The 25,850-nt window shown below is 46.0% G+C and carries 21 protein-coding genes; 14 read left to right on the forward strand and 7 right to left on the reverse strand.

Translation table 11 applies throughout. From position 1 onward, the window contains the following. Positions 1-4: 4 nt before the first annotated feature. The 13 genes from KOD92_RS09750 (at position 5) to KOD92_RS09810 (ending at position 13,771) form a co-directional block, all read left to right on the forward strand. A complete protein-coding gene (locus KOD92_RS09750; protein ID WP_215233349.1) occupies positions 5-1,207 on the forward strand; it encodes a tetratricopeptide repeat protein in 1,203 nt (400 codons plus the stop codon). Positions 1,208-1,268: 61 nt separating this feature from the next. Then, positions 1,269-3,212, forward strand: coding sequence for a threonine--tRNA ligase (gene thrS, locus KOD92_RS09755; RefSeq protein ID WP_215233350.1), 1,944 nt, complete (start codon positions 1,269-1,271; stop codon positions 3,210-3,212). A 111-nt stretch (positions 3,213-3,323) separates the two neighbouring features. Next, positions 3,324-3,875, forward strand: coding sequence for a translation initiation factor IF-3 (infC, locus tag KOD92_RS09760; protein ID WP_215233351.1), 552 nt, complete (start codon positions 3,324-3,326; stop codon positions 3,873-3,875). A gap of 118 nt (positions 3,876-3,993) precedes the next feature. Then, positions 3,994-4,185: a 50S ribosomal protein L35 gene (gene rpmI / locus KOD92_RS09765; RefSeq protein ID WP_215233352.1), complete on the forward strand. Its 192-nt coding sequence runs from the start codon at positions 3,994-3,996 to the stop codon at positions 4,183-4,185. A 104-nt stretch (positions 4,186-4,289) separates the two neighbouring features. Next, positions 4,290-4,634, forward strand: a complete 345-nt coding sequence (gene rplT / locus KOD92_RS09770) for a 50S ribosomal protein L20 (RefSeq protein ID WP_215233353.1) — start codon at positions 4,290-4,292, stop codon at positions 4,632-4,634. A 148-nt stretch (positions 4,635-4,782) separates the two neighbouring features. After that, positions 4,783-7,323, forward strand: coding sequence for a phosphocholine-specific phospholipase C (locus KOD92_RS09775; RefSeq protein WP_215233354.1), 2,541 nt, complete (start codon positions 4,783-4,785; stop codon positions 7,321-7,323). Between the two features lie 162 nt (positions 7,324-7,485). Next, a complete protein-coding gene (dnaK, locus tag KOD92_RS09780; protein ID WP_215233355.1) occupies positions 7,486-9,420 on the forward strand; it encodes a molecular chaperone DnaK in 1,935 nt (644 codons plus the stop codon). A 183-nt stretch (positions 9,421-9,603) separates the two neighbouring features. Beyond that, complete coding sequence (locus tag KOD92_RS09785) at positions 9,604-9,819, forward strand: hypothetical protein (RefSeq protein ID WP_215233356.1); 216 nt, start codon at positions 9,604-9,606, stop codon at positions 9,817-9,819. Next, positions 9,816-10,640, forward strand: coding sequence for an SDR family oxidoreductase (locus KOD92_RS09790; RefSeq protein WP_215233357.1), 825 nt, complete (start codon positions 9,816-9,818; stop codon positions 10,638-10,640). Before KOD92_RS09785 ends, KOD92_RS09790 begins: the two co-directional genes overlap by 4 nt. Before the next feature lie 253 nt (positions 10,641-10,893). Next, positions 10,894-12,237, forward strand: a complete 1,344-nt coding sequence (locus KOD92_RS09795) for a C10 family peptidase (protein WP_215233358.1) — start codon at positions 10,894-10,896, stop codon at positions 12,235-12,237. A gap of 11 nt (positions 12,238-12,248) precedes the next feature. Beyond that, positions 12,249-12,773 (forward strand): hypothetical protein, encoded by a 525-nt coding sequence (locus tag KOD92_RS09800; RefSeq protein WP_215233359.1) that lies wholly within the window; start codon positions 12,249-12,251, stop codon positions 12,771-12,773. A gap of 46 nt (positions 12,774-12,819) precedes the next feature. Continuing rightward, entirely contained in the window at positions 12,820-13,341 is a 522-nt protein-coding gene (locus KOD92_RS09805; protein ID WP_215233360.1) for a hypothetical protein, read from the forward strand. 61 nt (positions 13,342-13,402) lie between these two features. Further along, positions 13,403-13,771, forward strand: coding sequence for a VanZ family protein (locus tag KOD92_RS09810; protein ID WP_215233361.1), 369 nt, complete (start codon positions 13,403-13,405; stop codon positions 13,769-13,771). On the opposite strand, the gene pgi is transcribed toward KOD92_RS09810, so the two are convergent. The 3 genes from pgi to KOD92_RS09825 form a co-directional block, all read right to left on the reverse strand. Then, positions 13,750-15,399, reverse strand: coding sequence for a glucose-6-phosphate isomerase (gene pgi / locus KOD92_RS09815; protein WP_215233362.1), 1,650 nt, complete (start codon positions 15,397-15,399; stop codon positions 13,750-13,752). The genes KOD92_RS09810 and pgi overlap by 22 nt on opposite strands. Before the next feature lie 82 nt (positions 15,400-15,481). Then, positions 15,482-16,318 carry a sugar phosphate isomerase/epimerase family protein gene (locus tag KOD92_RS09820; RefSeq protein ID WP_215233363.1) on the reverse strand — a complete coding sequence of 279 codons (837 nt, stop codon included), beginning with the start codon at positions 16,316-16,318 and terminating at the stop codon, positions 15,482-15,484. A 65-nt stretch (positions 16,319-16,383) separates the two neighbouring features. Next, positions 16,384-17,577 (reverse strand): DUF5009 domain-containing protein, encoded by a 1,194-nt coding sequence (locus KOD92_RS09825; protein ID WP_215233364.1) that lies wholly within the window; start codon positions 17,575-17,577, stop codon positions 16,384-16,386. Positions 17,578-17,801: 224 nt separating this feature from the next. Here KOD92_RS09825 and KOD92_RS09830 point away from each other — a divergent pair, with 224 nt between their 5' ends. After that, positions 17,802-19,616, forward strand: a complete 1,815-nt coding sequence (locus KOD92_RS09830; RefSeq protein WP_215233365.1) for a glycosyltransferase — start codon at positions 17,802-17,804, stop codon at positions 19,614-19,616. A 39-nt stretch (positions 19,617-19,655) separates the two neighbouring features. Here KOD92_RS09830 and KOD92_RS27695 read toward each other — a convergent pair whose 3' ends face one another. The 4 genes from KOD92_RS27695 to KOD92_RS09850 all read right to left on the reverse strand — a co-directional run bounded on the left by KOD92_RS27695 (position 19,656) and on the right by KOD92_RS09850 (position 25,847). Beyond that, the gene (locus KOD92_RS27695) at positions 19,656-19,979 is read right to left on the reverse strand and encodes a DUF3800 domain-containing protein (protein WP_215233366.1); all 324 of its coding nucleotides are present in this window, start codon (positions 19,977-19,979) and stop codon (positions 19,656-19,658) included. A gap of 92 nt (positions 19,980-20,071) precedes the next feature. Beyond that, positions 20,072-21,253, reverse strand: a complete 1,182-nt coding sequence (locus KOD92_RS09840; RefSeq protein ID WP_215233367.1) for a PP2C family protein-serine/threonine phosphatase — start codon at positions 21,251-21,253, stop codon at positions 20,072-20,074. Positions 21,254-21,283: 30 nt separating this feature from the next. Continuing rightward, positions 21,284-22,114 (reverse strand): sensor histidine kinase, encoded by an 831-nt coding sequence (locus tag KOD92_RS09845; RefSeq protein WP_215233368.1) that lies wholly within the window; start codon positions 22,112-22,114, stop codon positions 21,284-21,286. A gap of 34 nt (positions 22,115-22,148) precedes the next feature. Continuing rightward, positions 22,149-25,847 (reverse strand): sensor histidine kinase, encoded by a 3,699-nt coding sequence (locus KOD92_RS09850; RefSeq protein ID WP_215233369.1) that lies wholly within the window; start codon positions 25,845-25,847, stop codon positions 22,149-22,151. Positions 25,848-25,850 lie beyond the last annotated feature (3 nt).

Genomic DNA, 25,850 nt, shown 5'->3' on the forward strand with positions numbered 1-25,850 from the left:
ATTAATGAAATCAGCTGTTTCTGGCTACGTTATTTTCCTGATAACCATTGCTTTGGGTGGATTACTTCAATCCTGCCAGAGCGATGCGAGAAATGCTACGCGCATTCCGCCGGTCGTGAAAAAGTCGCGGGCGCAGTGGCAGAATGATGCTTTGCTTTCACTGACAGAGCTCATTAACAGAGGTATTGATTCCGATATCAATTACTTCAAGAGGGCGAGGATTTATTTTGAAAGAGAACAATTTAACGAGGCACTGGATGATATTAACGAGTCGATTTACGAGCAGGACAATGTAAGCGACTATTTTTTGCTTCGCGGAAAAATCAACCGGGAGTTGGGCAAGATCGACAATGCGCTCGAAGATGCACAACGCGCGGAAGCATTGCAGCAAAGCAGTCCGGAATTGTATGTGCTGCTAGCTGACATTTTACAGGCAAAAAATCGCTTCGGTGAGTCGGTCGGCTACCTCAACCAGGCGCTGAAAATGGCTCCTTATGATGGGCCTGCTTATTACGTAAAAGGAATGTTGCAAGCCCGACAAGGCGATTCGCTTTCTGCATTGGCGAGTCTGGACTACGCAATCAATGTAAATCCCAGAATGCTCCGTGCATATCAACAGAGTATTTTATTATTGAGAAAACTTAAAAATGTTGATAAGGCACTGCAAGTGAACCAAAAAGCGATAGAGCGCTTTCCGAATGACCCTAATCTGCATTATGAGCAGGGCCAGATTTTCGTTGCAATGGCCCGGCCAGATACCGCGCTGTTCAGTTTTCAGAAAGCCGCTTCGCTAAGTCCCGACTATGAAGATGCGCTTTTACAGATTGCGAACATTGGAATACAATCAAAAGCATATCCAAAGGCAATTCCTGCTCTTTTAAAACTAGTAAAGAAGAAGCCGCAGTCGAAAGAAATCAACAATATGCTCGGCCTTTGTTACGAGAAAAACTACGATTACGAGAACGCGAAAATGTATTATAGTACCGCATTGGCACTAGCGCCGGGTGACCAGGATGCCAGGTATGGGTTGTACAGGATCAGGCTGAGGGAAAATGAAGAGAACAGCTACCAATCGTATTACCCGGACGAAAATCCGGCAGCCGGCTACAAACTGCTCGACACGGCGCGTGTCAAAATCAATGTATTGAAACCGCGGGGTACTACAAATATCCGCGTCGACTCAACGCGAAAAGCTAAAATTGAATAGCTTTGTACTTTGCCGGTTTTTGAGAAAACCTTTGAATTAAATCCACAGAATAGATTTTTGAATGAAAGACGAGTCTCAAGTAAAAATTACCCTGCCCGACGGTAGCGAACGCTTTTACCCAAAAGGAGTTACTGCCTTCGAAATTGCACTCAGTATCAGCGAAGGACTTGCGCGCAATGTGATCGCTGCGAAGGTCAACAATGAAGTTTGGGATCCTACGCGTCAGATCACGCAGGATTCACTTGTGAAGTTACTGACATGGAATGACGAAGATGGTAAATCGACGTTCTGGCATTCATCGGCTCATTTGCTTGCCGAGGCGCTTGAAGCATTGTATCCGGGTGTAAAATTCGGTACAGGACCTTCTATTGAAAAGGGGTTTTACTATGACGTCGACCTGGGTGACAAGACACTTTCTCAGGAGGATTTCCCTAAGATCGAGGCGAAAATGCTCGAACTGGCGCGGCAGAAAAATGAATATGTCCGTAAACCGATCAGCAAGGCCGAGGCAGTTGAGTTCTTTACACAAAAAGGAGACGAATATAAACTGGAACTGATCGACGGTCTTGAAGACGGTTCGATTACATTATATGAGCAAGGCGGTTTTACTGACCTTTGCCGAGGCCCCCATATTCCCAACACAGGAATTATCAAGGCTGTCAAATTGACCAATATTGCAGGCGCCTACTGGCGTAATAAGCAGGAAAATAAGATGCTTACCCGCATTTACGGTATTACTTTTCCAAAGCAAAAAGAGCTGGAAGAATATGTAACGCTGATTGAGGAAGCTAAAAAACGTGACCACAGAAAGCTGGGCAAAGAGCTGGAATTGTTTGCTTTTTCTGAAAAAGTAGGTCAGGGACTTCCATTGTGGCTTCCGAAAGGTGCGATGCTGCGTGAAAGACTCCAGTCATTTTTGAGCAAAGCACAATCCCGCGCAGGTTATCTGCCTGTGATCACGCCCAATATTGGAAGTAAGGAATTGTATGTGACTTCCGGGCACTGGGATAAGTATGGTAAAGATTCATTTCAGCCGATCAAAACACCGAATCCGGGTGAAGAATATTTGCTGAAACCGATGAACTGCCCGCACCACTGCGAGATCTACAAAACTTCTCCCCGCTCCTACAAAGACCTGCCTTTGCGGTTTTCGGAGTTTGGAACGGTTTACAGGTATGAGCAGAGCGGCGAGCTCCACGGGCTGACTCGTGTGCGTGGATTTACACAAGACGATGCGCACATATTCTGCCGCCCCGATCAGGTGAAAGAAGAGTTCGTGCGCGTGATAGATCTGGTATTATACGTATTCAAAACCCTTGGATTCGACGATTACAGCGCGCAAATATCGCTGCGTGACCCAAATGACAAGGTTAAGTATATTGGGAAGGATGAAGATTGGGAACGCGCTGAAAATGCGATCATCGAAGCAGCTTCCGAGCGTGGCTTGAATACCGTAACTGAATTGGGAGAAGCTGCATTCTACGGCCCCAAGCTGGACTTTATGGTAAGAGACGCTTTGGGCAGAAAGTGGCAGCTGGGTACGATCCAGGTGGATTACCAAATGCCAAAACGCTTCGGCCTGGAATATACCGGCTCTGATAACCAAAAGCACCAGCCCGTGATGATCCACCGCGCGCCTTTCGGTTCGATGGAAAGATTTATCGCTATTTTGATCGAAAACACTGCCGGACAGTTCCCATTGTGGCTTTCACCTGACCAGGTCGCGATCCTGCCGATTTCTGAAAAGTTTGCGGATTACGCGGAAGAGGTATTTTTCCAGTTGCAGGATGATGATATCAGAGGCTTCGTGGATCACCGGGATGAAAAAATTGGCCGGAAGATCCGTGATGCGGAAGTTTCAAAGGTACCTTTTATGCTGATAGTCGGTGAAAAAGAAATGGCTGAGGGGAAATTGTCGATTCGTCGTAAAGGAGAAGGTGACCTGGGCAGCATGACAGTGGCGGAATTTGCGGCTTTCTTCAAGAAAGAATCAGCGGTAATTTGATGTTTTCCTAACTTTTTGTTATAATTCCATCAGGAAGGCACTATTTTTGCTGCCTCACTGTTAGCAATTTTGATTTTCACCGAAAAATAAAACAACACCAAACCAAGTTATATGGCATTAAGACCCCCTAGTGGACGGTTAAGAGTTCCCGAAGAACCTTATAAAATTAACGAACGAATTACAGCGAAAGAAGTACGTCTGGTTGGAGAGAATATTGAGCCAGGCATAGTGGATATCATCACAGCCCGAGCACTTGCGAAGGCGCAAAGTCTTGATTTGGTTGAGATTGCACCAACAGCAGTACCTCCGGTTTGCAAAGTAGTCGATTACTCCAAGTTCAAGTACGAGCAGAAGAAAAAGCAAAAGGAGATCAAGGCGAAAGCAATGAAAGTTGTGATCAAGGAGATCCGTTTCGGCCCGAATACCGATGACCATGATTTCGATTTCAAATTGAAACACGCGATCAACTTCCTCAAAGAAGGTTCAAAAGTGAAGGCTTATGTCCATTTTGTTGGTCGGACTATTGTATTTAAAGAAAGAGGTGTAAATCTTTTGAATAAATTTTCTGAGGCACTGAGTGAATTCGGCAAGCTGGAAATGGAACCGAAACTGGAAGGGAAAAGGATGACAATTATCCTTGCGCCGATTGTTAAAAGCAAGTGATCTTTACATATATAGAAATCGTGGCTTCGGTATTCCGGGGCCACGATTTTCATTTTATAAACATTTTGGCTAATTTTGCGCGCTGTTTTATATTTTATCAACTATTATTTTTTGAATCATGCCTAAAATGAAAAGCATTTCAGGAGCTAAAAAGCGATTCTCGCTGACCGGCACTGGAAAAATTAAGCGTAAACACGCTTTCCACAGTCACATTCTGACTAAAAAATCTAAAAAACGCAAGCGTGGATTGGTGAAGACGGGTCTTATCGACGTGTCTAACCACAAGCAAGTGTTGGCAATGCTTGGTTAATAAGCAAAGCCATTTAAGTACAATACCATTTCGGTTTCTTAGTTCAACCCGGTAAAAGGCTTTCAAGACTCAACAGAGCGCCCGTTATCAAAAACAGTTAAAACATGCCACGTTCAGTAAATCACGTTGCGTCACGTGCAAGACGTAAAAAAGTAATGAAGCTTGCGAAAGGCTATTTCGGCCGTCGTAAGAATGTATGGACCGTAGCTAAAAACGCAGTAGAGCGCGGTTTGGCTTACGCATATACAGGTCGTAAACAGAAAAAGCGTAATTTCCGCGCATTGTGGATCCAACGTATCAACGCTGGTACCCGCGAGCACGGATTGTCTTATTCTGCTTTTATCGGCAAAATGAATGCAAAAGGCATCGAGCTGAACAGAAAAGTTCTCGCTGACTTAGCGATGAATCATCCGGAAGCTTTCAAAGCGATCGTTGATCAAGTAAAATAAAACAGCAATCCCGCCTCTCCGGCGGGATTTTTTTTACCCCTACAAATTCTTCTTTACAATTAAATAATGCGCCATAATTGGGAAAGCTTGGTACTTTAGTAGCCTTGTCAGGTATTACAAAAAAGTGTCAAACGCTATTACCCTGTAAATGGAATCAAGAAGAGAATTTATAAAAAAGGCCGGCATGCTCACTGGCGCCGCCGGACTATTCAGTACCCTACCTGCTTCCATTCAGAAAGCATTGGCCATAGATCCGCAGAAAGGGAGTACTTACCTTGATGCTGAACATGTGGTGATCCTGATGCAGGAAAATCGCTCATTCGATCACGCTTACGGAACATTGAGAGGTGTCCGGGGTTTTAATGACCCGCGTGCTATCACGCTTCCAAATCAAAACCTTGTCTGGCTGCAAACGAATGCATTCGGTGAGACGCACGTTCCGTTCCGGCTGAATATGCGGGAAACAAATGCAACCTGGATGGGCTCTCTGCCGCATTCCTGGACCAATCAGGTGGATGCGCGGAATGAGGGTAAGTATGATAAATGGCTGACCGCCAAGCAGCCAGGGCATAAGGACTATACTAAAATGCCTTTGACCCAGGGGTTTTACAACCGAGAGGATATTCCTTTTTACTACGCAATGGCGGACGCATTTACGGTCTGCGATCAAAATTTCTGTTCTTCACTCACTGGTACTACCCCAAACCGACTGTATTTATGGACCGGCACGATCCGCGAAAATCCTGACCCGAAAAATTATGCAAATGTCAGAAACGAAAACGTATCGGATGATGCAGAAGCATCGTGGACAACTTTTCCGGAGAGACTGGAAGACCACGGCGTATCGTGGAAAATATATCAGAATGAACTGAGTATTTCAACCGGTTTGACAGGAGAAGAAGAGTCGTGGCTCGCGAATTTCACGGACAACCCTATTGAATGGTTCTCTCAATACCAGGTCCGCTTTCACACCGGCTATCAGGAATATTTGAAAAATCAGATCAAAAAACTGCCGGGCGAGATTGAGGAAGGACAAGCTAAATTGAAAGTAATGCAGCCGGGGAAGGAAACGGATCTGCTCGCGAAAAAACTAAGCGAAAAGAAAGCCAGTCTTGCGATTGCCCGGGAAGAAGTGGTAAGATGGAGCGCCGAGAATTTTGAAAAACTTTCTCAACGTGCTAAAAATATCCATCAGAAAGCATTTACAATTAATAAAAATGACCCCGAATACAGGAAGATAACCACCGTCAAATACCAGGACGGGGATATTGAAAATGAGGCGAAGGCACCGCTGGGAGATATTCTTCACCAATTCCGGTCTGATGTAAAGACCGGAAATCTGCCGACAGTTTCGTGGCTGGTGGCTCCCGAGAATTTTTCGGACCACCCTACCTCGCCGTGGTACGGAGCCTGGTATGTGTCGGAAGTAATGGATATTCTGACGGCTGACCCGGAAGTTTGGAAGAAGACGATATTCATTCTTTGTTACGACGAAAATGACGGTTATTTCGATCACGTACCTCCATTTTCTGTTCCCAATCCTTATAAAGAAGATACCGGCGCCGTTTCAGAAGGCATTGACTGTAAAACTGAATATGTGACATTAAAAGAGGATATGACCAAAAAACCTGAAAAGGAAAGTCGGGAAAGCCCTATTGGCTTGGGTTACCGGGTTCCCCTTGTGGTTGCTTCTCCCTGGAACCGCGGCGGAAACGTTTGCTCGGAAGTTTTTGACCATACTTCTATACTTCAATTTCTTGAAAAGTTTGTGAGTCACAAATCCGGAAAAGAGATTAAAGAAACCAATATCAGCGAGTGGAGGCGGACTATTTGTGGTGATCTTACTTCTACATTCTTACCGTACGAAGGCGAGCAGTTTAAGTTGCCGACGTTTTTAGAAAGGGACGAATTCATGGAAGGCATATTTAATGCAAAATTTAAAAGGCTGCCAAACGGTTACAAAGCATTGACCAAGTCAGAAATTGACGAAGTGAATAAAGATCCCATTGCTTCATCCATTTTACCGAATCAGGAGAAAGGAACCCGCTCAGCCTGCCCTATTCCCTACGAACTATCGGCGGATGGTGCTTTAAAATCTGACAAAAGTGCATTCGAGATTACACTGGAAGCCCAAAATGACATGTTTAAAGAAAAGGCTGCCGGCTCTCCTTTCATGATTTATGCACCTGGAAAATATAAAAATGAACTGTCCAGGGTATGGAATTATGCGGTGAAAGCAGGGGACGCATTAAAAGGTTCCTGGAAAATAAGCGATTTTGAAGGTGGTAAATATCATTTGAGGGTATATGGTCCGAATGGATTTTACAGAGAATATACCGGCACAAAGGATTCTGGTTCTGTAAAAGTAGGCCTGCAATACAAGTTAGATAAAAGCAAAAAATCGCACGCTTTCGCCATATTTACATTAAGTGACCTGAATGTTACTAACAACACAGTGATAACTATTACTGACAACACCTACGGTGCTGGAAGTAAGCAAATTAATAGCAGGGTACTCTCTTCCCAAAATGGTTTAAGTATTTCATTCGATCTCAAAAACAGCGCGAACTGGTACGATTTCTCGGTTACTATTGAAAACGATCCTGATTTCCTGCAACGCTACGCAGGCCACATAGAAACTGGCCAGCTGAGCCAGAGCGACCCTTATATGGGACAAGTCCTCGCATAATATCTCTTCGTCAGGCCGAGATCCCGGCCTGACAGTTTGTCACTTCCCACCTTGCATGTATAATCTGGTACGGGCTTTTTAGAAAGTCTTGGAGCGACCGAAACACTGGTCAACGCTCAAAACGCACAGAATCAAATTATACTTAACTTTTAATATAGAACAATGGGAAAAATTATTGGCATAGACTTAGGAACTACGAACTCCTGCGTGGCTGTCATGGAGGGTAACGAGCCGGTTGTAATTGCAAACAGCGAAGGAGCCCGCACTACTCCATCCGTGGTTGCATTCATGGACAATGGTGAACGCAAAATCGGAGCACCGGCCAAACGTCAGGCGATCACTAATCCCAAGCATACTATCAGCTCCATAAAAAGATTTATGGGTAAAAAATACGATGATGTAACCAGTGAGCAAAAAACTGTTGCATACACCGTAGACAAAGGCCCGAACAACACGCCGCGTATACCTATCGGTGACAGGCTATATACTCCACAGGAGGTTTCTGCATTTATTTTGCAGAAAATGAGACAAACAGCAGAAGATTATCTTGGTCAGGAAGTGACGGAGGCGGTTATTACTGTTCCTGCTTACTTTAATGATGCAGAACGTCAGGCTACGAAAGAAGCTGGTCAGATTGCAGGTTTGGATGTGAAACGTATCATCAACGAACCTACTGCTGCTGCGCTTGCCTACGGTCTTGACAAGCAGCACATGGACATGAAAATCGCTGTTTTCGACTTAGGCGGCGGTACTTTCGACGTATCGATCCTTGAATTGGGTGATGGTGTTTTTGAAGTAAAATCTACCGACGGTGATACACACTTAGGTGGTGACGACTTTGACCAGGTGATCATTAACTGGCTTGCAGACGAATTCCAGAAAGACGAAGCTGTTGATCTTCGCAAAGATCCAATGGCACTTCAACGTCTGAAAGAAGCCGCTGAAAAAGCGAAGGTTGAATTGTCCAGCGGAACGCAGACTGAGATTAACCTACCCTATATATTCCCGGTTGACGGAATTCCAAAACACTTGGTTCGCACATTGACCCGCGCGAAATTCGAGCAGCTTGCAGATTCATTGTTCCAGAGAATGATGGAGCCTTGCAAGAGAGCGATGAAAAATGCAGGTTATTCCAACAGCGATATCAGTGAAGTAATTCTGGTGGGTGGTTCAACACGTATTCCACGCGTGCAGGAAGAAGTTGAAAAATTCTTTGGCAGAAAACCTTCTAAAAACGTTAACCCGGACGAAGCAGTTGCAGTTGGTGCAGCGATTCAGGGTGGTGTTTTGACAGGCGAAGTAAAAGATGTATTGCTGCTTGACGTGATTCCACTTTCATTGGGCATTGAAACCCTGGGCGGTGTATTTACAAAACTGATCGACGCAAATACAACTATTCCTTCGAAAAAAACGGAGACATTCTCGACTGCTGCTGATAACCAGCCTTCTGTTGAGATCCACGTATTGCAGGGAGAGCGCCCGATGGCGACTCAGAACCGTACACTTGGCCGTTTCCACTTGTCGGATATTCCACCAGCACAGCGCGGTACCCCTCAAATCGAGGTGACTTTCGATGTAGATGCGAATGGTATCCTGCACGTCTCGGCGAAAGATAAGGGAACCGGTAAAGAGCAGAAAATCCGCATTGAGGCTTCCAGTGGTCTTACCGACGCTGAAATCAACAGAATGCGTGAGGAAGCAAAAGCGAACGAAGCTGCTGATAAAGCAGAACGTGAGAAAATTGAGAAAATCAATGCTGCAGACAGCCTGATCTTCTCGACTGATAAACAGTTGAAAGAATTCGGGGACAAATTGTCTGAGGGCAATAAATCAAATATCGAAGGCGCATTGGCTGAACTGAGAACAGCTCATCAAAGCCAGGATCTGACAGGTATTGACTCTGCAATGGAGAAATTGAACGCTGCGTGGCAGGCTGCTTCACAGGAAATGTACGCACAGGGTGGCGAAGGCCAGCCGGCTGGTGCTAATCCGGGAGCCGGTTTTGCAGGCGGCGCGAATCCTGGAAATCCGGGCGCGGCGGAAGGCGGAAATGCTACCGACGATGTGACGGATGTAAATTTTGAAGAAGTTAAATAAGACTTCCTTTGAAAATCCCCGTCTGAAAAGATGGGGATTTTTTTTACACGCAAGACCAAAAACTGGGGTGCAGGAAACCCGAAAAATATATAATTAATGCGGCTGCCAACTGGCACCGAATTTTATCAAGTCAGTTACACAAATCATCAAATTAAAACCTGTTACTAAAATTCACGTTAATCTATGGACGCAAGAATCCCACTGCCTGAATTGATGTATTTATCTCCTACCACCCGTGAAAAGGCGGTTGCGATTGCACAAGAGCTTCTTCGCTCCAACAACATTTCTCCCCGGGAGGCTGTCGCGAAAGCCATTTTGATCGCCAAAAACTGGGCTGTCAAAAAGGTTAATCGTAGTGTCTGGCAAAAATTGAAATCAATCGAAAAAGAAATCATATGATAAGTCCTGAACAGAAATTTAAAGATCAGGTTGTTATTGTGACGGGATCTAGTTCCGGGATCGGTAAAGCCTGCGCAATTCATTTCGCCGGCCAGGGCGCAAAAGTCGTCGTCAATTACAGCTCCAACGAAGAGGAAGGCAAGAAAACGGTGGATGAGATCCATGAACGAGGCGGTGAGGCTATTCTGATCCAGGCTGATGTAAGCAAGGAAGAAGATGTGCTGGCGATGTTCCGAGAAACGGTCGATAAGTTTGGCAGGCTAGATGTACTTGTGAGCAATGCCGGGTTACAGAAAGACGCCCCTTTCCTCGAAATGACTTTGCAGGAATGGCAGAAAGTGATCGATGTGAACCTGACTGGCATGTTTCTCTGCTGCCGCGCTGCTTCCAGGCAGTTTTTAGCTCAGGTAAATAATGAAGAAGCTCCTAATCACAGCGAACTTTCTATCGGTAAGATCGTCTTGATGAGTTCAGTACACGATATTATCCCCTGGGCAGGTCACGTGAACTACGCTGCTTCAAAAGGTGGTATTATGATGTTCATGAAATCGATCGCACAGGAACTGGCGCCGCATAAGATCAGAGTGAATTCAGTAAGTCCGGGTGCGATCAAAACGCCTATCAATAAGGAGGTATGGTCGGATCCCGATAAGTATGAGGGTTTAATGAACCTGATTCCATATAAGAGAATCGGTACGCCGCAGGATGTCGCCAAAGCTGTTGCATGGCTTTCATCCGACGATTCCGATTACGTAAATGGCGAAACATTATATATAGATGGCGGAATGACGCTGTATCCGGAATTTTCGGACAACGGTTAACAAGGTCAAATTACAATTACTTCATCATAGCAACGCAAAACGTCCGGTACATGCCGGACGTTTTGCGTTGCCGTTTATCGCCAATTTTAGCTCGTAAAATTCTAATTATAAGTGAGACTGATTAAATTATAAGTGTGACCAATAGACTTATAAGCGTAGCTTGTTGGATCGTAAAAATATAATGCGGCACTTTGCATTGCACCACGAAGTTGTACACCAAAGTATGCCGGGAGGGTGAGATCAAACATGCTATATGATGAAATTGAAAATTCTTCTTCCCTCCCTATTCGCATTTTCGGCTGCATGGATTTTATTAACCGGGTGTTCGAAAAATGATCTGTCAGAGCCTTCTTCAAATGAGCATAAATCTGAAAAAAATCAATTCTTCCTTGATCAGGAGGAGGCTATTGAGTTAATGTCCGGCGAGCCTGTTGCGAAGATTACTTCAAATGCCCGCATCGGCGAAAACAAAGTCCGCGTAGTGAAAGAGGCCAGGAAGTTTTACGGCGAACGTGCCGAGCTACTATTTTACATTATTGAATATGCAAATAATGAGGGCTTCACGCTTCTGTCTGCGGACAAACGGATGAAGCCGATTCTGGCCTTTTCGGAAACCGGCTCTTTTAATGAAAAGACAGATAATCCCGGAATTCAATTGTGGTTTGATATCATCAGGGAAAACTTTGAAGGCGCCCAAACCCAGAAGGAAGCGCACATTGATGTCGTAAATATGTGGCGTCAGTTAAGACAAGCTCCGGACGGCCGCCGAACCAGCGACCAGCCAGTACACTCTCCCGAATCCAGCTGCGAATGGTTTGTAAACCACCCAATTCCGGCTAATTCGACGATCGCGCATTTGACACACAATATGTCAAGATGGCGTCAGGGAACCGGGTACAATGCCTTCTGTCCGGCGGGGATCAACACATTGAATTGCAAAGGAGACTACAATTGCGGTAAGGCACCCACAGGCTGCGGGCCAGTTGCAGTATCGCAGGTTCTCAGGTTTCATCGGAAACCAATAACTACTAACGGTCATGGCTATTCAACTGCTATGTTTAACGCGATGCCAGTAAATGTGCCTGGCGACTGCATTCCTGTCAATGCAAACAACATAAATATTGCGCAACTTTTGCGGGATACAGGGAAGGATCTGGACGCAGTATATAATACCCTTGTCCCCGGGCTCGGTATTCCGCTCTCAGGATCTGGATGCCAAACGTGGAATATACCTGGCCACATTGACAATTTCTTTTCAAATCGTGGATACACTTCTTTTGATAAAGAATTCTTTTCGAACATCGAGATGATTAACAACGAACTACGAGCGCATAGACCAGTTATTGTATTCGGTTCTAACTGCACTCTATGCGCCGCCAAGCAACACATTTGGGTAATAGATGGAATTAGAGATTTATACGCGATTTTCAATGATCAAAGTGGATATTGCTACGAAAATCATTCGACTTACTTCCAAATGAACTGGGGATGGGGAAATGATCCAGAAAACGATATCTGGTTTGCCTACAACGGCATTGTCGGTGGCGGGACATTGTACAATAGTTCGAATATGAGAGCTTACATTGTTCATCCTTAATACAGCTTTATATGAAAACTGTTATAACTGGTTTGATTGCTGCGGTGATGGCCGGATGTTTTCCGGAACGATATTCTCCGGAACCGACGGGTGATCTGGTATATGGCGAGAAGCCCGGATATTGGACCTTAGTTGGTTACCAAAAAAAGGGTAAGAATCAGAACTTAAATCAGATCTCAGGTAAGGCTTTACTTGAAGTTGAATACGCGCTTTCAATAAAAGATAGCCTGCAAGAGCCTCAATATCACATGGGAGCGCCGTACTATATCTTTTCATTTTTCGATTCTACGATACAAAGGACTAACTCGTTACAAGCGGTGATTTACGGTAGTAGGTACGACAGAAAGCGCAAGCGAAGCCAATATTGGTATCACATTAACAAGGAATACGGTTTCGCTGCTTTCCTGGATGTTGAACTGGGAAAAGAAACGATAACCCACCGGGTCGAACTCAGCAACGTCATGAAAAGCGCCACTTACAAGCCGGAGCTGGATTCTTTGCGGTATATCTATGAGCCGACTGCAAAGTTTAAATAGCTTGATAGTAAAACTGTTATAAGTCAGCCCTAATCTTAACTCAGATATGAAAGCTCTATTATTATTCTTTTTCGCAGCTTGCCTGGTAGGATGTTTTCCCGAAAGATTCACCAAAGCACTTGTAGGTAGTCTTACCAATCACGGGGAGCCGGGGTATTGGAGGCTGGTTGAATATCAGAGAAAAGGCAAACTGGAAAATGGTGGGATGCCAGAAAAAACATTGCTGGAAGTAGAAGAATTTCTTTCCGAAAAGGACAGCCTGCTTGGGCCTGTATATAGTAAGGGAGTGCCCTATCAGAAATTTTCCTTCTATGACAGCTCGCTCAATAAGAAAGACTCGATACAAGCTGTGAGAAGAGATCATAGATACGACAGAAAATATAAAACAAGCCAATACTGGTATCAGATCAATGCAGAATCGGGCTTCGCTGCATTCCTTGATGCAATTCCTGACGGTGACGGAGAAACATACCGGGTCGAACTCAGCAACGTCATGAAAAGCGCCACTTACAGGCCGGAGCTGGATTCTTTACGGTATATCTATGAGCCGACTGCAAAGTTTCGGTGAGTTGGATTCTGATAATGTCGATTTCGGCCTAAATTTAAGCTTCTAACTTTACAGTTGCTCAATGAAGGCTTTGATTAACATTTTTAAAACACCCTGGCTGGCGTGGATATGGACGATTTTGATATTGATCGCCTGCACTTGGCCCGGAAAAGATATCCCCTCAGCGCCCGTAGCCGGCTTTGACAAAATCGTGCACGCGGGGTTATTTATAGTCTGGATAGTCCTTTGGATGGTTGCCTATCCGCGGAAAGGAAAGCAGCTTGTTTTCCTGGGAATGGCTTATGGGTTGGCGCTGGAAGTGTACCAGCAGCTTCTGCCCTTCGACCGCACCTTTGACTGGTGGGACGCAGTGGCAGATGCTACTGGTGTTTTAGTCGGTTACGTGATCACATCGCTAATCCTGAACCGTTACCTCCAACGTTTGTATTGATTGATCAAACCGTTCGTCGAGCTGTCGTGGTTGCTCACCGGCCAGTCGTTTTGTAATTCGGGATATATTTTATTTGCAAGCTGCTTGCCGAGCTCCACGCCCCATTGGTCGAAGCTGTAAATGTTCCAGATAATTCCCTGAACGAATATCTTGTGCTCGTACATCGCGATCAGGCTTCCCAGTACTTTCGGTGTTATTTTTTTCACCAAAATAGAATTCGTAGGTCGGTTGCCGGAGAACACTTTAAAAGGTGCGATCGCGTCGATTTCTTCTTTGGATTTCCCCGAGCCACTCAGTTCTGCACGCACTTCTTCGTCCGTTTTCCCATTCATCAAAGCCTCGGTTTGCGCAAAGAAGTTAGATAACAGCATTTTATGATGGTCTCCAAGCGGATTGTGACTGATCGCAGGAGCAATAAAATCGCAAGGGATAAGCTTCGTGCCCTGGTGGATCAGCTGATAAAATGCATGCTGACCATTGGTACCCGGCTCGCCCCAGATCACCGGCCCCGTTTGGTAACCCACAGGCTGGCCGTCGCGACCGGTACTTTTTCCATTGCTTTCCATATCACCTTGCTGGAAATATGCTGCAAAACGATGGAGATATTGGTCATAAGGCAGAATTGCCTGCGTTTGAGCATCGAAGAAATCATTGTACCAAACACCCAACAGACCCAGAATCACGGGAATATTCCGCTCAAATTTCGCTGTCCTGAAATGTTTGTCCATTTCGTGCGCGCCGGCCAGCAGCTGCTCAAAATTCTGGAATCCAATATAGACCGCGATCGAAAGCCCGATAGCAGACCATAGTGAATACCTGCCGCCTACCCAATCCCAGAATCCGAACATATTGTCGGGATCAATACCGAATTTCTCAACTTCACTGCGGTTGGTCGAAATGGCAACGAAGTGCTTTTTAACAAATTTCTCGTCTTTCGCTTTGTCCAAAAACCATTTCCGGGCGCTGTGCGCATTCGCCATCGTTTCCTGGGTCGTGAAAGTTTTGGAAGCGATCATAAACAAGGTCGTTTCCGGATCCAGCTTTTTCAGGGTTTCGGCAATGTGGGTACCGTCCACATTCGAGACGAAATGCACTTCGAGGCCGGGCTTGCTGTAAGCTTTCAGCGCCTCTGTTACCATCACAGGCCCCAGATCACTTCCTCCGATGCCGATATTCACCACATCCGTGATCTCTTTTCCCGAATATCCTTTCCACGAACCCGAGCGCACCTTGCCCGAAAACTCCTTCATTTTATCCAGCACCTCATTCACGTCAGGCATTACATCCTTCCCGTCGACCAAAACCGGCTCGTTGGACCGGTTGCGCAATGCAGTATGCAGTACCGCCCGGTCTTCGGTCGCATTGATCTTTTCGCCGGTGAACATTTGTTCGATCGCATCAGCCAGGCCGGCTTCCTCCGCAAGTTGCGTAAGATAGGATCTTGTACGTGTTGTAATGCGGTTTTTGGAATAATCCACCAGGATATCACCGAAGCGGATCGTAAACTTTTTACCGCGGTCCGCATCTTCCTCGAAAAGCGATTTGAGATGTTTCTGTGAGATCGATTTATGGTGCGTTTTTAGTTTTTTATACGCAGGAAGTTTATCAAAGGGCACGTTTTGGAGCATCACTATCTTATTTATATGATGAAAATAATCTACTTGGTACGCAAAAATACGGTTTTGAACCACTTTAAGCGATTTTCAGCAGTTAAACTGCATCGCACACTCCTTTGAAATAGCCCACCGACTCGGCGATTCCTGCCAGCGGATCCTTCATATCTTTCTCATATTCAAGACTGCACACGCCATTGTACTTGCTTTTTCTCAGCATTTTAACAAAAGCAGGAATATCGATCACGCCCCTGCCAAGCTCACACGCTTTTCCGTCTTTGGAAGCCGCAGTCACATTTTTAAGGTGAAGGTCGAAGATACGTTTGGCATATTTACCCAAATCCGCAACCGAATCCTGATTATCCCTTTTGTTGTGCCCCATATCAAAACAAATCCCGACCCGGGGATCAAGGTTTTTGACAAGTTCATGGATCGACGCCGCATTCGGGTACAGTTTGTCTTCCGGACCGTGGTTGTGAATCGCGTATTTTATATCGTATTCCTTCACTTTCTGATCTACATAAGCAAGATCTTCATGGTTCGGGATACCGACGATCAGCTTCACGCCTACCCGTTTTGCATAATCAAATGCATTGTCGATATCCTTGTGAGTTTTGGTGTAAATCGGCCCGACCGCGTAACCAGTTACGCCCGATTCTTTCAGTTTTTCATGGAATGCAGTGATCTGCTCGGCGGTGCTGTTATAAGGAAGGTGAAAATCTTTGATGCAAAGGTGATGTACGTCGGTCCGCTTCATCATCGCGAGTGCCTCGTCAAGCTTGAAATTGACGAAGCTGAATCCGGCTATTCCGAGTTTGAAACTATCTTCTTTCTTTTCGAAAACTACATCCGCATTCGTTTCCTGCATCGATAGCACGCTTCCTGCTACCAGTCCTGCAAACCCTTTCTTTACAAAAGATCTTCTTGAAGTCATTGAGATTCCTGTTTAAAATTTACGCTATTGTATAAAGACGAAACTGCGCCAATATACCACTGACGTCATATTTTAAGCCGGATACCTACCCTATTCAGCAGCCCCGTCACGACGATGACCAGCAGGGAAAAGCAAAGTGATTTGACCAGCCCGACAATTCCTGTCCGCAGGAACAGCGGCAGACTGAAACCCACCAGTGTGATAATCGCATACCACAAATACGGAACGAGATAACAAGTCAGCGTGGAAGTTCCGGCGGGCTTCAATACCTCCGCCCAGCTTTTCGATCGTTTCAAATCAACCAGCCAGTACATGAATGCAAATGCAAAAAAACTGATACCACTGCAAATTCCTACCCAGGCCGGAGTGGCGCGGATCTTGGAAATACCCCAAAACGGCCGGGTGCCGAAACCGTAGGCAAATGCTAATATCCCTAGAATGAGGAGGATCCAGAGGTAGGTTTGACTTGCGGCCGATCTGCTGGTCATATTGCGGTAGATCACCGACGCCGTCACGCCCGCCATGGTGAATGCAGGCATTGAGCCGCTTCCCACAATCCATATCTTCGCTCTGACAGGATCCAGAAATTGCAGCATACCCGCGAAATCTGCGAGATTGAATAGTACCAGGAATAGCCACGCGCCGACAATCAGCCCAAGGTTGTCCTTCATAAAAAAGTAAATGAGCGCACAGATCAGGTACGCCCAGCCGATCAAACCTAATATCCCGTACCAATGCGTTTCCATTGAAGAAGGATTTGCCGGGTCGCCGCCCTTGTAGATCACCGCGAGCGCCGCCAGGGTTAAATAGCCCAGGATTTTCATGCTCGTGAACTTCACATTAGTCCCCTTATACACATTCCATATCAGGAAGAAAGCTACCACCATCGCGATCTGCCACACATATTTGCTCACCACCATCCCCTCACTGACGGCACTTTCCAGGTTGACAATATAAATACCCATTAATAGCAGGGCGAACGTTCGTTCCAGAATGTGGAATAATATGATACCGTTTCCATCCCCTTTCATGCGGCGGTTAGCAATCGCAAAAGGGATCGAAAGTCCGACGATAAAGAGAAAACAGGGAAATACGACATCCGAAAGCCCCATTGCATCATCACTTCCTTTACTGTGCTGCATCCACTGCGGCACGCCCTCTAATGTCCAGAAATCGTTTACAAAAATCATCAGAAACATGGTCAGGGCCCGGAATATATCAATGGACTCGACACGAAACGAAGCTGATTTCTTGCTCATTTATAAAAAGGAAAAGGGGTTAGGGTTCCGAATATAGATTTATTTGGACAAAACTTCGCTTCCAGCACGTAATAATTATGAGCTCACCAGCAGATTTATCGGCTTCACTTCCAGTTTTTTCTGCTTAAAATGGTATGTCTGGTATCGACTTTGTAGAGTGATTATTTTTGTTTGAATTATCCTGCTAGCTGTGGGAAATTTTACTCAACTACCCCCTTTACAATTTGAAACCGGACACCTATCTCTTTGAGATTTCGTGGGAAGTTTGTAACCAGATCGGCGGACTTTTCACTTACATCAGGTCGAAGATACCGACCATGCTGGACACCTATGGCGACCGGTACCTGCTCATTGGCCCCTATTTTTCAGACAAGTCCAATAAGCATTTTCGTCCGTTACGGGATATCGAAAATCCTGCGCTTGCTGAGGCTGTGCGGTTTGCCAGAGAACTTGGGTTTAAGGTTCATTATGGTTACTGGATGCTGGAAGATGCGCGTCCAAAAGTGCTGCTGATCGAGCCGGTTTTACAGAAAGAACGCTCTCACGAAGTAAAGGCCAGGTTGTGGTCACGTTACGGGATATCGTCGCTGCGGGCAGATTCCTTTCGGGATGAAGTGATCGCTTTTGGGGAGATTACAAGGATGATTTTGGAGAAAACGGTTAGTTCCATGACCATCGAGCAGGATCTGATCACGCACTTTCACGAGTGGGTTTCCGCTGGCGCACTGCCCGATCTGCATTATGATAAAGTCAGGATAGCAACTATTTTCAATGCACACGCCACTTTGCTGGGCAGGTATCTGGCCGCAAATGAAGACAATTATTTCCAGCATATTCCCGAATACGACTGGCAGCAAAAAGCCTATGAATATGGCATTGAAGGTAGAGTTGGTATCGAGCGGGCGGCTGCGCGGGAAGCTAACGTACTGGTAACTAACAGCGATGTAACATCACAGGAGTGCGAATTTTTCTTCCATAGGGTACCGGACTATATTATACGGAACGGGATCCATAAGAAGCCGGGCGCAGGTCACGAGGTTTTCGAAAAACATCTGCTCCACCGCCAGAAGATCGACGCATTCGTTAAATCTCTGATCACGCCGAGCTATTCATTTCAGACAGATAAGGTCCTGTATTTCTTCACTTCGGGAAGATATGAGTACTATAATAAAGGTTTTGACATTACACTTCGGGCAATCGCAAAGCTGAACGAACAGCTGATCGCTTCGGGCTCCGACATTTCGGTCGTGTTTTTTATTATTTCAAAACGTCCGTTCATTCACATTAAACCGGAAATTCTGGAATCCAAAAAGCGGTTTCAGGATTTGCAGAAGATATGCAAGGAAATCAGCAAAAATTTAGGCCCACAGCTGTATTCCAATGTAATCGGATTGAAAAGCAATGCATTACCAGATCTGAACAATCTTCTTGACGAAGAACTTTACCTGACCTGGCGGCAAGCCAAGGCACAGTTTCAGCGGGAAGAGCTGCCGCCGGCTGTGACACATTTGTTAGAAGAACCAGACCATATTGTCGATTTCATTCACGATTCGGGACTGGATAATAGCGAAAGCAGCAAAGTAAAAATCGTCTATCATCCCGATTTCATCGACCAGACCACCTCGCCGCTTTCCATGGACTATCTGGAATTCGTGAGAGGTTGCCACCTCGGGATCTTCCCCTCGCTTTACGAACCCTGGGGGTATGCGCCCATGGAAGCTGCGATGCACGGTACCCCAGTAATTACCAGCGATTTATCGGGTTTTGGAAGGTATATTCAATCTATAATCCTGCCTGAAAATGAGGAAGGTATCCAAATGCTGCACCGCCGCTACCACTCAGACGAAGAAGCAGTGAATAACCTGACCTATTTACTGTCCCAATTTGTAGACACTTTTGAAAAGGAACACTACGTCCCGCGTGTGAATCTGCCCAAAAGCATTTCCGACACGCTCTGCTGGACCGAGCTGATGCGCTACTATCGCGACGTATATCGCCTCGCGCTCATCCGCCACCAGCCGATCGCTAATTTGTATTGAATTTGATTTGCGTGTGTTTTGCAAAATCCAAGAGATACCTTATATTCGTCTCGGGATTGGGGTTACCCGGTCGGCAAAAGAGTTTAGCAGGTAACCTGTTAAACTCTTTTGTTTTTTAATGAGTTTGGTTCTCTCGTCAGCCAAAATCCGAAACTCCTTCTCACATTTCCTGATTTCTCTGGAATGAAAGATTAATTCATTGGAGTTAAAAAAATGCACTTTCAGGGTATTGAATTGCTCATTGAATAAAGCATAGCCTTTTTCATGAAACAAAACGCCGCATAAAACAAAGACCGGAAAACTGGGATCAATTCTGTTTAGACCGTGATCTCCACTTTCGTCCAGATATAATGTAAAATCCATTAAACAAAAAAGTAGCCGAAACCGGCTACGTTTAATTACAATTCAGATATTACACTTAGACGGACAAACTGCTTTCAGGTCACAATTTTTTTTCAATTCCCCAAATACCGCAGCGATAGCATCGTAATATCGTCAAACTGATTAGCTGCGCCGATGAATTCGATCAGACTTTCGAGTGTCGATTCATTCATTTCCTTTGCACTTTCTTTTGTGGAACCTTCGCCGGTAGTGAAGAAATCCTGCAAAAAGTGCAGCCCGTAGCGGGAGCCGGCCAGGTTGTTTGCGTCGGTTACGCCGTCTGTGTAGAGTACAAATTTGTCGTCCTTATTGAGTGTAAAGGAATGTGATTCATATTCAAAAGAGGGATCGAAGCAAAGCGCCATTCCGCCCAGCTTCGGGATCAGCTCCGTGCTGCCGTCGGCTCTGATAACGATCGGCGGCTCGTGACCTGCGTCTACATATTCAACTACGCCCGTTTTTACATTCATAATACAAACAAACGCAGTAACGAACATATAAGTGGAATTATCTTCACTCAGAAACTGATTCACGATCTTCACCTTTTCACAGATACTATCGCCATTCCGGTTTGAAAACTGACTTTTAAAAATCGCTTTACAGATCGCCATAAACAGCGCAGCGGGAACACCCTTGTCCGAAACGTCGCCGATCATGAAAAACAAATGCTCGGAGTCCATCATGAAATAATCATAAAGATCCCCTCCCACTGCCTTGGCCGGATGTATGAATGCGTGCAGATCCACCCCAGCTTTGCCGATATTGGCAGGTACCGTTTTCGGCAGCATCGACATCTGAATTTCGCGCGCCACACTTAGGTCATTTTGGATCGCGATCAACTGTTCTCTCCCTCTTTCCAGGCTAGTCAGCATTTCAATATGCTCGACCGTTTTAGAGATCGTGATTTCCAGATCTTCAAAATTCACCGGCTTGGTCACAAAATCGAAAGCGCCGCGGTTCATCGCCGTGCGGATATTGTCCATATCACCGTAAGCGGAAACCATGATCGCTTTTAACAGCGGATTTTGTTTCTCGTTAATCTTGGAAAGAAAGGTAAGACCGTCCATTCCCGGCATATTAATGTCCGACAAAATGAGCGTGATATCGTCCGATTCTTCCAGCTTCTGCAAAGCCTCCACCCCATTATTCGCGAACACAAATTCGTATTTCTTATCTCTGATCTGCTTGCGGAACAATTGAAGAATGAGCATTTCCATATCCTGCTCATCATCTACGCTTAATATCCTGATCGCCATTGTTATTTGATTTTTTTGTAAAAGTCCTCATTAAGCAGGAATAAGTATCTTAAATTCTGTTCTTTCTCCGGGAATCGAAGTCACGCTGATTTTCCCTTTGTGCGTGTCGACAACACTTGTATAAGTAAGTGAAAGTCCCAGTCCCGTCCCTTTTCCAATCGGTTTGGTCGTGAAAAACGGCTGGAACAATTTAGCCACACTATCTTCGGGAATGCCGATCCCATTATCGCAGATCGTGATTTGAATGGTGTCCGCCAGCCGTTTCGTCGTGATTTCGATGATCGGTTCAAAATCCGCCGGGGCTGTTTTCCGCTTTTCATTAATCGCATAGCACCCGTTGTTCACCAGGTTCACGACCACACGACCGAATTCACCCCGCGACAAGTTCACCTGGCCCACTTCCGGATCCAGCTCATAATTGAACGTCAGATTAAATTCCCTGTCCTCGGCCCGCACGCTGTAATAGGCCAGCTTACTGTATTCTTCCAGCAGCTGGTTCAGGTCAGTAGGCTCGAAAACGGCACTGTCCGAGCGCGCCTGGGCGAGCATTCCCTGAATAATCCGCTCAATGCGCTTTCCGTTCTCGCTGATTTTCATCAGGTTTTGCGAAAGTGTATTCAAAATCTCCTTCTCGCCTTCCACATCTGCCTCACTAAGCTCCGAAAGCGGTTTTGCCGCAATTTCACGGATCTCTTCAACCAGCTCGTTCGCCAGTCGGGAAAAATTGTTGACAAAACTGACCGGATTTTTTATTTCATGTAAAATACCCGCGCTTAACTGACCAAGTTCAGCCAGCCGGTTCAGCTCAATGATCTTTTGCTGATATTTTTCAATTTCCTTATCAATAATAGCGGGCTCCATAAAACTGGCTTTTGGGGTAATGTACTGACTCAGATTACTTGACAATCGGAAGGAAAATTTCAATTTCAGTAAACTCACCCTCCTTTGAAGTTACCGACATGCTGCCCTTATGGTATTCAATTATATCCTTGCTCATATACAGTCCGAGTCCCGTGCCTTTTGATGTAGGTTTGGTGGTGAAAAACGGATTAAAAAGTTGCTCTGTTTCTTTCAACGGAATACCTTTCCCATTGTCCCGCAGGAATATAGAAACGCCCGCGCCCGTCACTTTCGTCGAAATGCTGATCTCCGGTTCAAACGTCTTATCCAGTTTTGTCTTCTCAATAACCGCGTAACACGCATTGCTGATCAGGTTTGTGAGCACCTGCGCAAATTCATAAGGCAGCACACTTACCCGCACCGGCTGCGTAGCAAGCGAGAAAGTCAACTTCACCTGGGCACCTTTATATTCATTCAAAACCTCCTGAATCGCCGACTTTGCTTTCGGTTCAAGGAAATAATTCAGGTCTGTTACTAAAAATTCTGTCGACTTCCCTTTCAGCAGCTTCTGCATATCCTTCACGATCCGCGTGGTACTGTTGCCGTGTTCGTATATTTTTTCAAGGTTTTTCTGAAGCATTTCAAATCCGCTTTCCAGATCGTCCTTTTCATCTTCCGACAATCCGTCCTGGTGCTTGTCAGTCACTTCCGTGATCTCTTTCAGCAGTTTACCAGACGATTGCGAGAAGTTATTAATGTAATTCAATGGATTCAGAATGCGGTCGACAATCCCTTTGGTGAGACTTCCCACCGATGCCAGCCGCTCCTGGCGGATCAGTTCTTCCTGGGTCGATTTCAGGTTGGAGAGCGTATTTTCGAGGTTTTCAAGGATATTGGTTTTAATATAAGCACCGATCAAATGCTCTTTCAGGTTTTTAACCATATTAAAATCTCGCTCCTGAAATGCGTGCTCGCGCTCCATATTTTCGAGCATGATATAGCTTCTCACCTCTCCATCAACCCGTATCAGAATGCTGATCAGTGATTTAGGAGAATAGCTTTCGCCAATCGAATTGTTGGTATTCTGGTTTTTAAAATCGTTTTTCAGGAACACATCTTCGTAAACCTCCTCCGAATTTTCCACATAACGCTCGTCCGCTTCCGCTGCGCTCATTCTCAGGTCATCCACATTGGCGTTTCCTGCCGAGCCGGACACCGCGATGAACTGATAGTTGTCCGCCGACTTGTTATAAATCAATGCAGAAGCCCCGTCCACATTCTGGAAACCGCATAACCGGTCCAGCACGAGCTGAAACAGTTTCCCGGTATTCACTTCTCCATTGATCGATTTCACAAATTCGTCAATACGTTCCAGCTGATCGTTCGTCGCCGAAAGTTCGTCTGACTGTTGTTCGAGTTCTTCTTTTTGGTTAACCACTTCTTCCGTCCGCTCCCTGATCAGATTTTCCAGCGCCTGCTTCTCACGGATGATCCGCCGAAGCCGCCAGCGAACCACATAATAGATCATAACCGCGAATGCGAGTACGTACAAAACGATCATATACCATTGCCTGAACCACGGCGTGAGGATCGAAACGGCAAATGTGGCTTCCTTCGAAATGTTACCGTAAATATCCCTCGCCTTCACTTTGAAAGTATATTTTCCCGGCGGCAGCCCGCTGTATTCTTTTCGGGTCAAAGTGTTCCAGTCCGACCAGTTCTTGTCGTAATTTTCCAGAATATGCTGGTATTCAACCTCCTCGTTACTATGAAAACTCGGCAATGCGAATTCGATCATCAGCGTATTTTGCCGGTGACTCAGTTTGACCGGCGAGCTGCTTTTACTATCAACAGGCAACTTTCCCTCCCGGGTCGCCACTTGCCGGAGCAGCACCGGGTAACTATGCGCATACCGCCCGCTCACATTCATATCCAGCCGGAAAAGCCCCTGGTCGCCGCCTAGCCACGCCACACCGTTCTGATCCGGATATATAACCTGAAAAGGCACTTTGGAAATAGGTGCGAAAGGCGTTTCAAGTTGCTCGAACCCGACAGCTGATTTGATTTTCCTGAAATAAGTAACCGATTTCTTGTCTCCGCGGGTGGTCCAGATATTGCCCTGCCGATCTCCCTGCACGCGGTCGAACCAGGCTTTGCGACCTTTGAGCCAGTCGGCGGTTACAAACCGGTCGCTGCTTTGCTGGTATTCAAATAGTCCGTCTTTGTTCGAGACAACCAGTTTTTCACCAAACACAGCCAGTTTGTTATAAAGCGGACTGCTGATACCCTGTGTGGCTGAGAATTTCTTCAAAGCGCCAGTCGACGGATCCAGCTTTGCAATACCATTCGAAAGCGTTTCCAGCCAAAATGTGCCCGCCGGGTATTCTGTGATACCGGTGATCTGCTCCGTCACTGAGTTTACACGCTCTTTTTTCCAGCCATTATTATTTTTAGTATAAATAGCCAATCCGTCCTGCAAACCGACAAAAAGCCGGTTACCAGAAGCCGAAGCGGTTACAGTGAGTGAGAATTCGCTCCCTATTGCAGTCAATGCCCCGTTTTTTGTTAATTGGAACAGACCTTTATTCGAAGCGATATATAGATTTTCACCCGCTACATCAAAACCCAGACAGCTTCCGGGGAATGCATTTACCCGCATTACCTTGTTATTATCAATATAAAAAAGGCCGTAAAGAGTCCCTACATACAGTTTTCCCACGAACCGGGTAATGGAAGTGACAGAGCCTTTTAAGCCAGACTCACTATCAAATACCGAAATCGGAGAAGGCAAATCCAGCCTGGCGAGTCCATCATTCAGGGCGAGCCAGAGGTGGTTGTCGCGGTCAAAGAACATTGCCGCCACCTGGCTATCTCGCAGATCTTCGGCTGGATACACCGGAAACGCAACATTTCCCTCGGCGCTGATAACGACCAGTCCCTGCGAGCTCGTACTAACTGCAATCTGTCCGCCGGGCAGCTTAACCGCCGCCATAGCTTTCTGTCTGATCAGCGCCGCATTTGCATTCCCGCCCCTGTTTTCAATCTGGTTGTTTTTAAGAAAAAATATCCCCTGACCACTTGTTACCAGCATTGCCGATCGATCCGGAAGCGGTATTACTGCCACAAGATCGAGCAGGACCGGAACCTTATCGCCGCGCGTAATGGCCGACGTTTTCCCATTTTCCAGCAGCACAATACCCTTTCCTCTCGCATAAACGAGGATATTCTCATCCAAAGGAAATGCAGACTGAATCGAAAGCTGATGTTTGAACGCACTGACCGTTTTCCCATTCCAAAAGAAATTCAGCCCGTCGCCGACAAACCACGCACCATTTTTAACCGGAACGATCTGCACGATCTGTGCCGGTTTTTCTTTCAGTTTCGCGGAGAGACTTACAAACCGGTGCACGCCCGCCGAATCGTACGCGAGGTACCCAAATTCCCCATTCGCACCGGCTAGTATCCTGCCTTTCCGGTCTGTCGCCAATGCGGATACGCGCGTCACATTCGCAGTCTGTATCGTTTTCCAGGAAACGCCGTCGAATTCAAGTATACCCGCAAAATTTGCGAAATACATGACGCCGGAACTGTCCTGCGCGATCGCAAAGTTCTGGTCGTGCGCGTGGTACTCGGAAGATTGATAGAAGCCGGACATCGGCCTGCCTGTTTCGCGCTGGCCAACATTGGACATTTGCGCCACGGCGGGCACAAGTCCGATGCAAAAAATCCAGATAAACACGCGTAATGCATTCATATT

This window comes from Dyadobacter linearis (genome assembly GCF_907165045.1).
In the GTDB taxonomy this organism is placed as follows: Bacteria; Bacteroidota; Bacteroidia; order Cytophagales; family Spirosomataceae; genus Dyadobacter; species Dyadobacter linearis.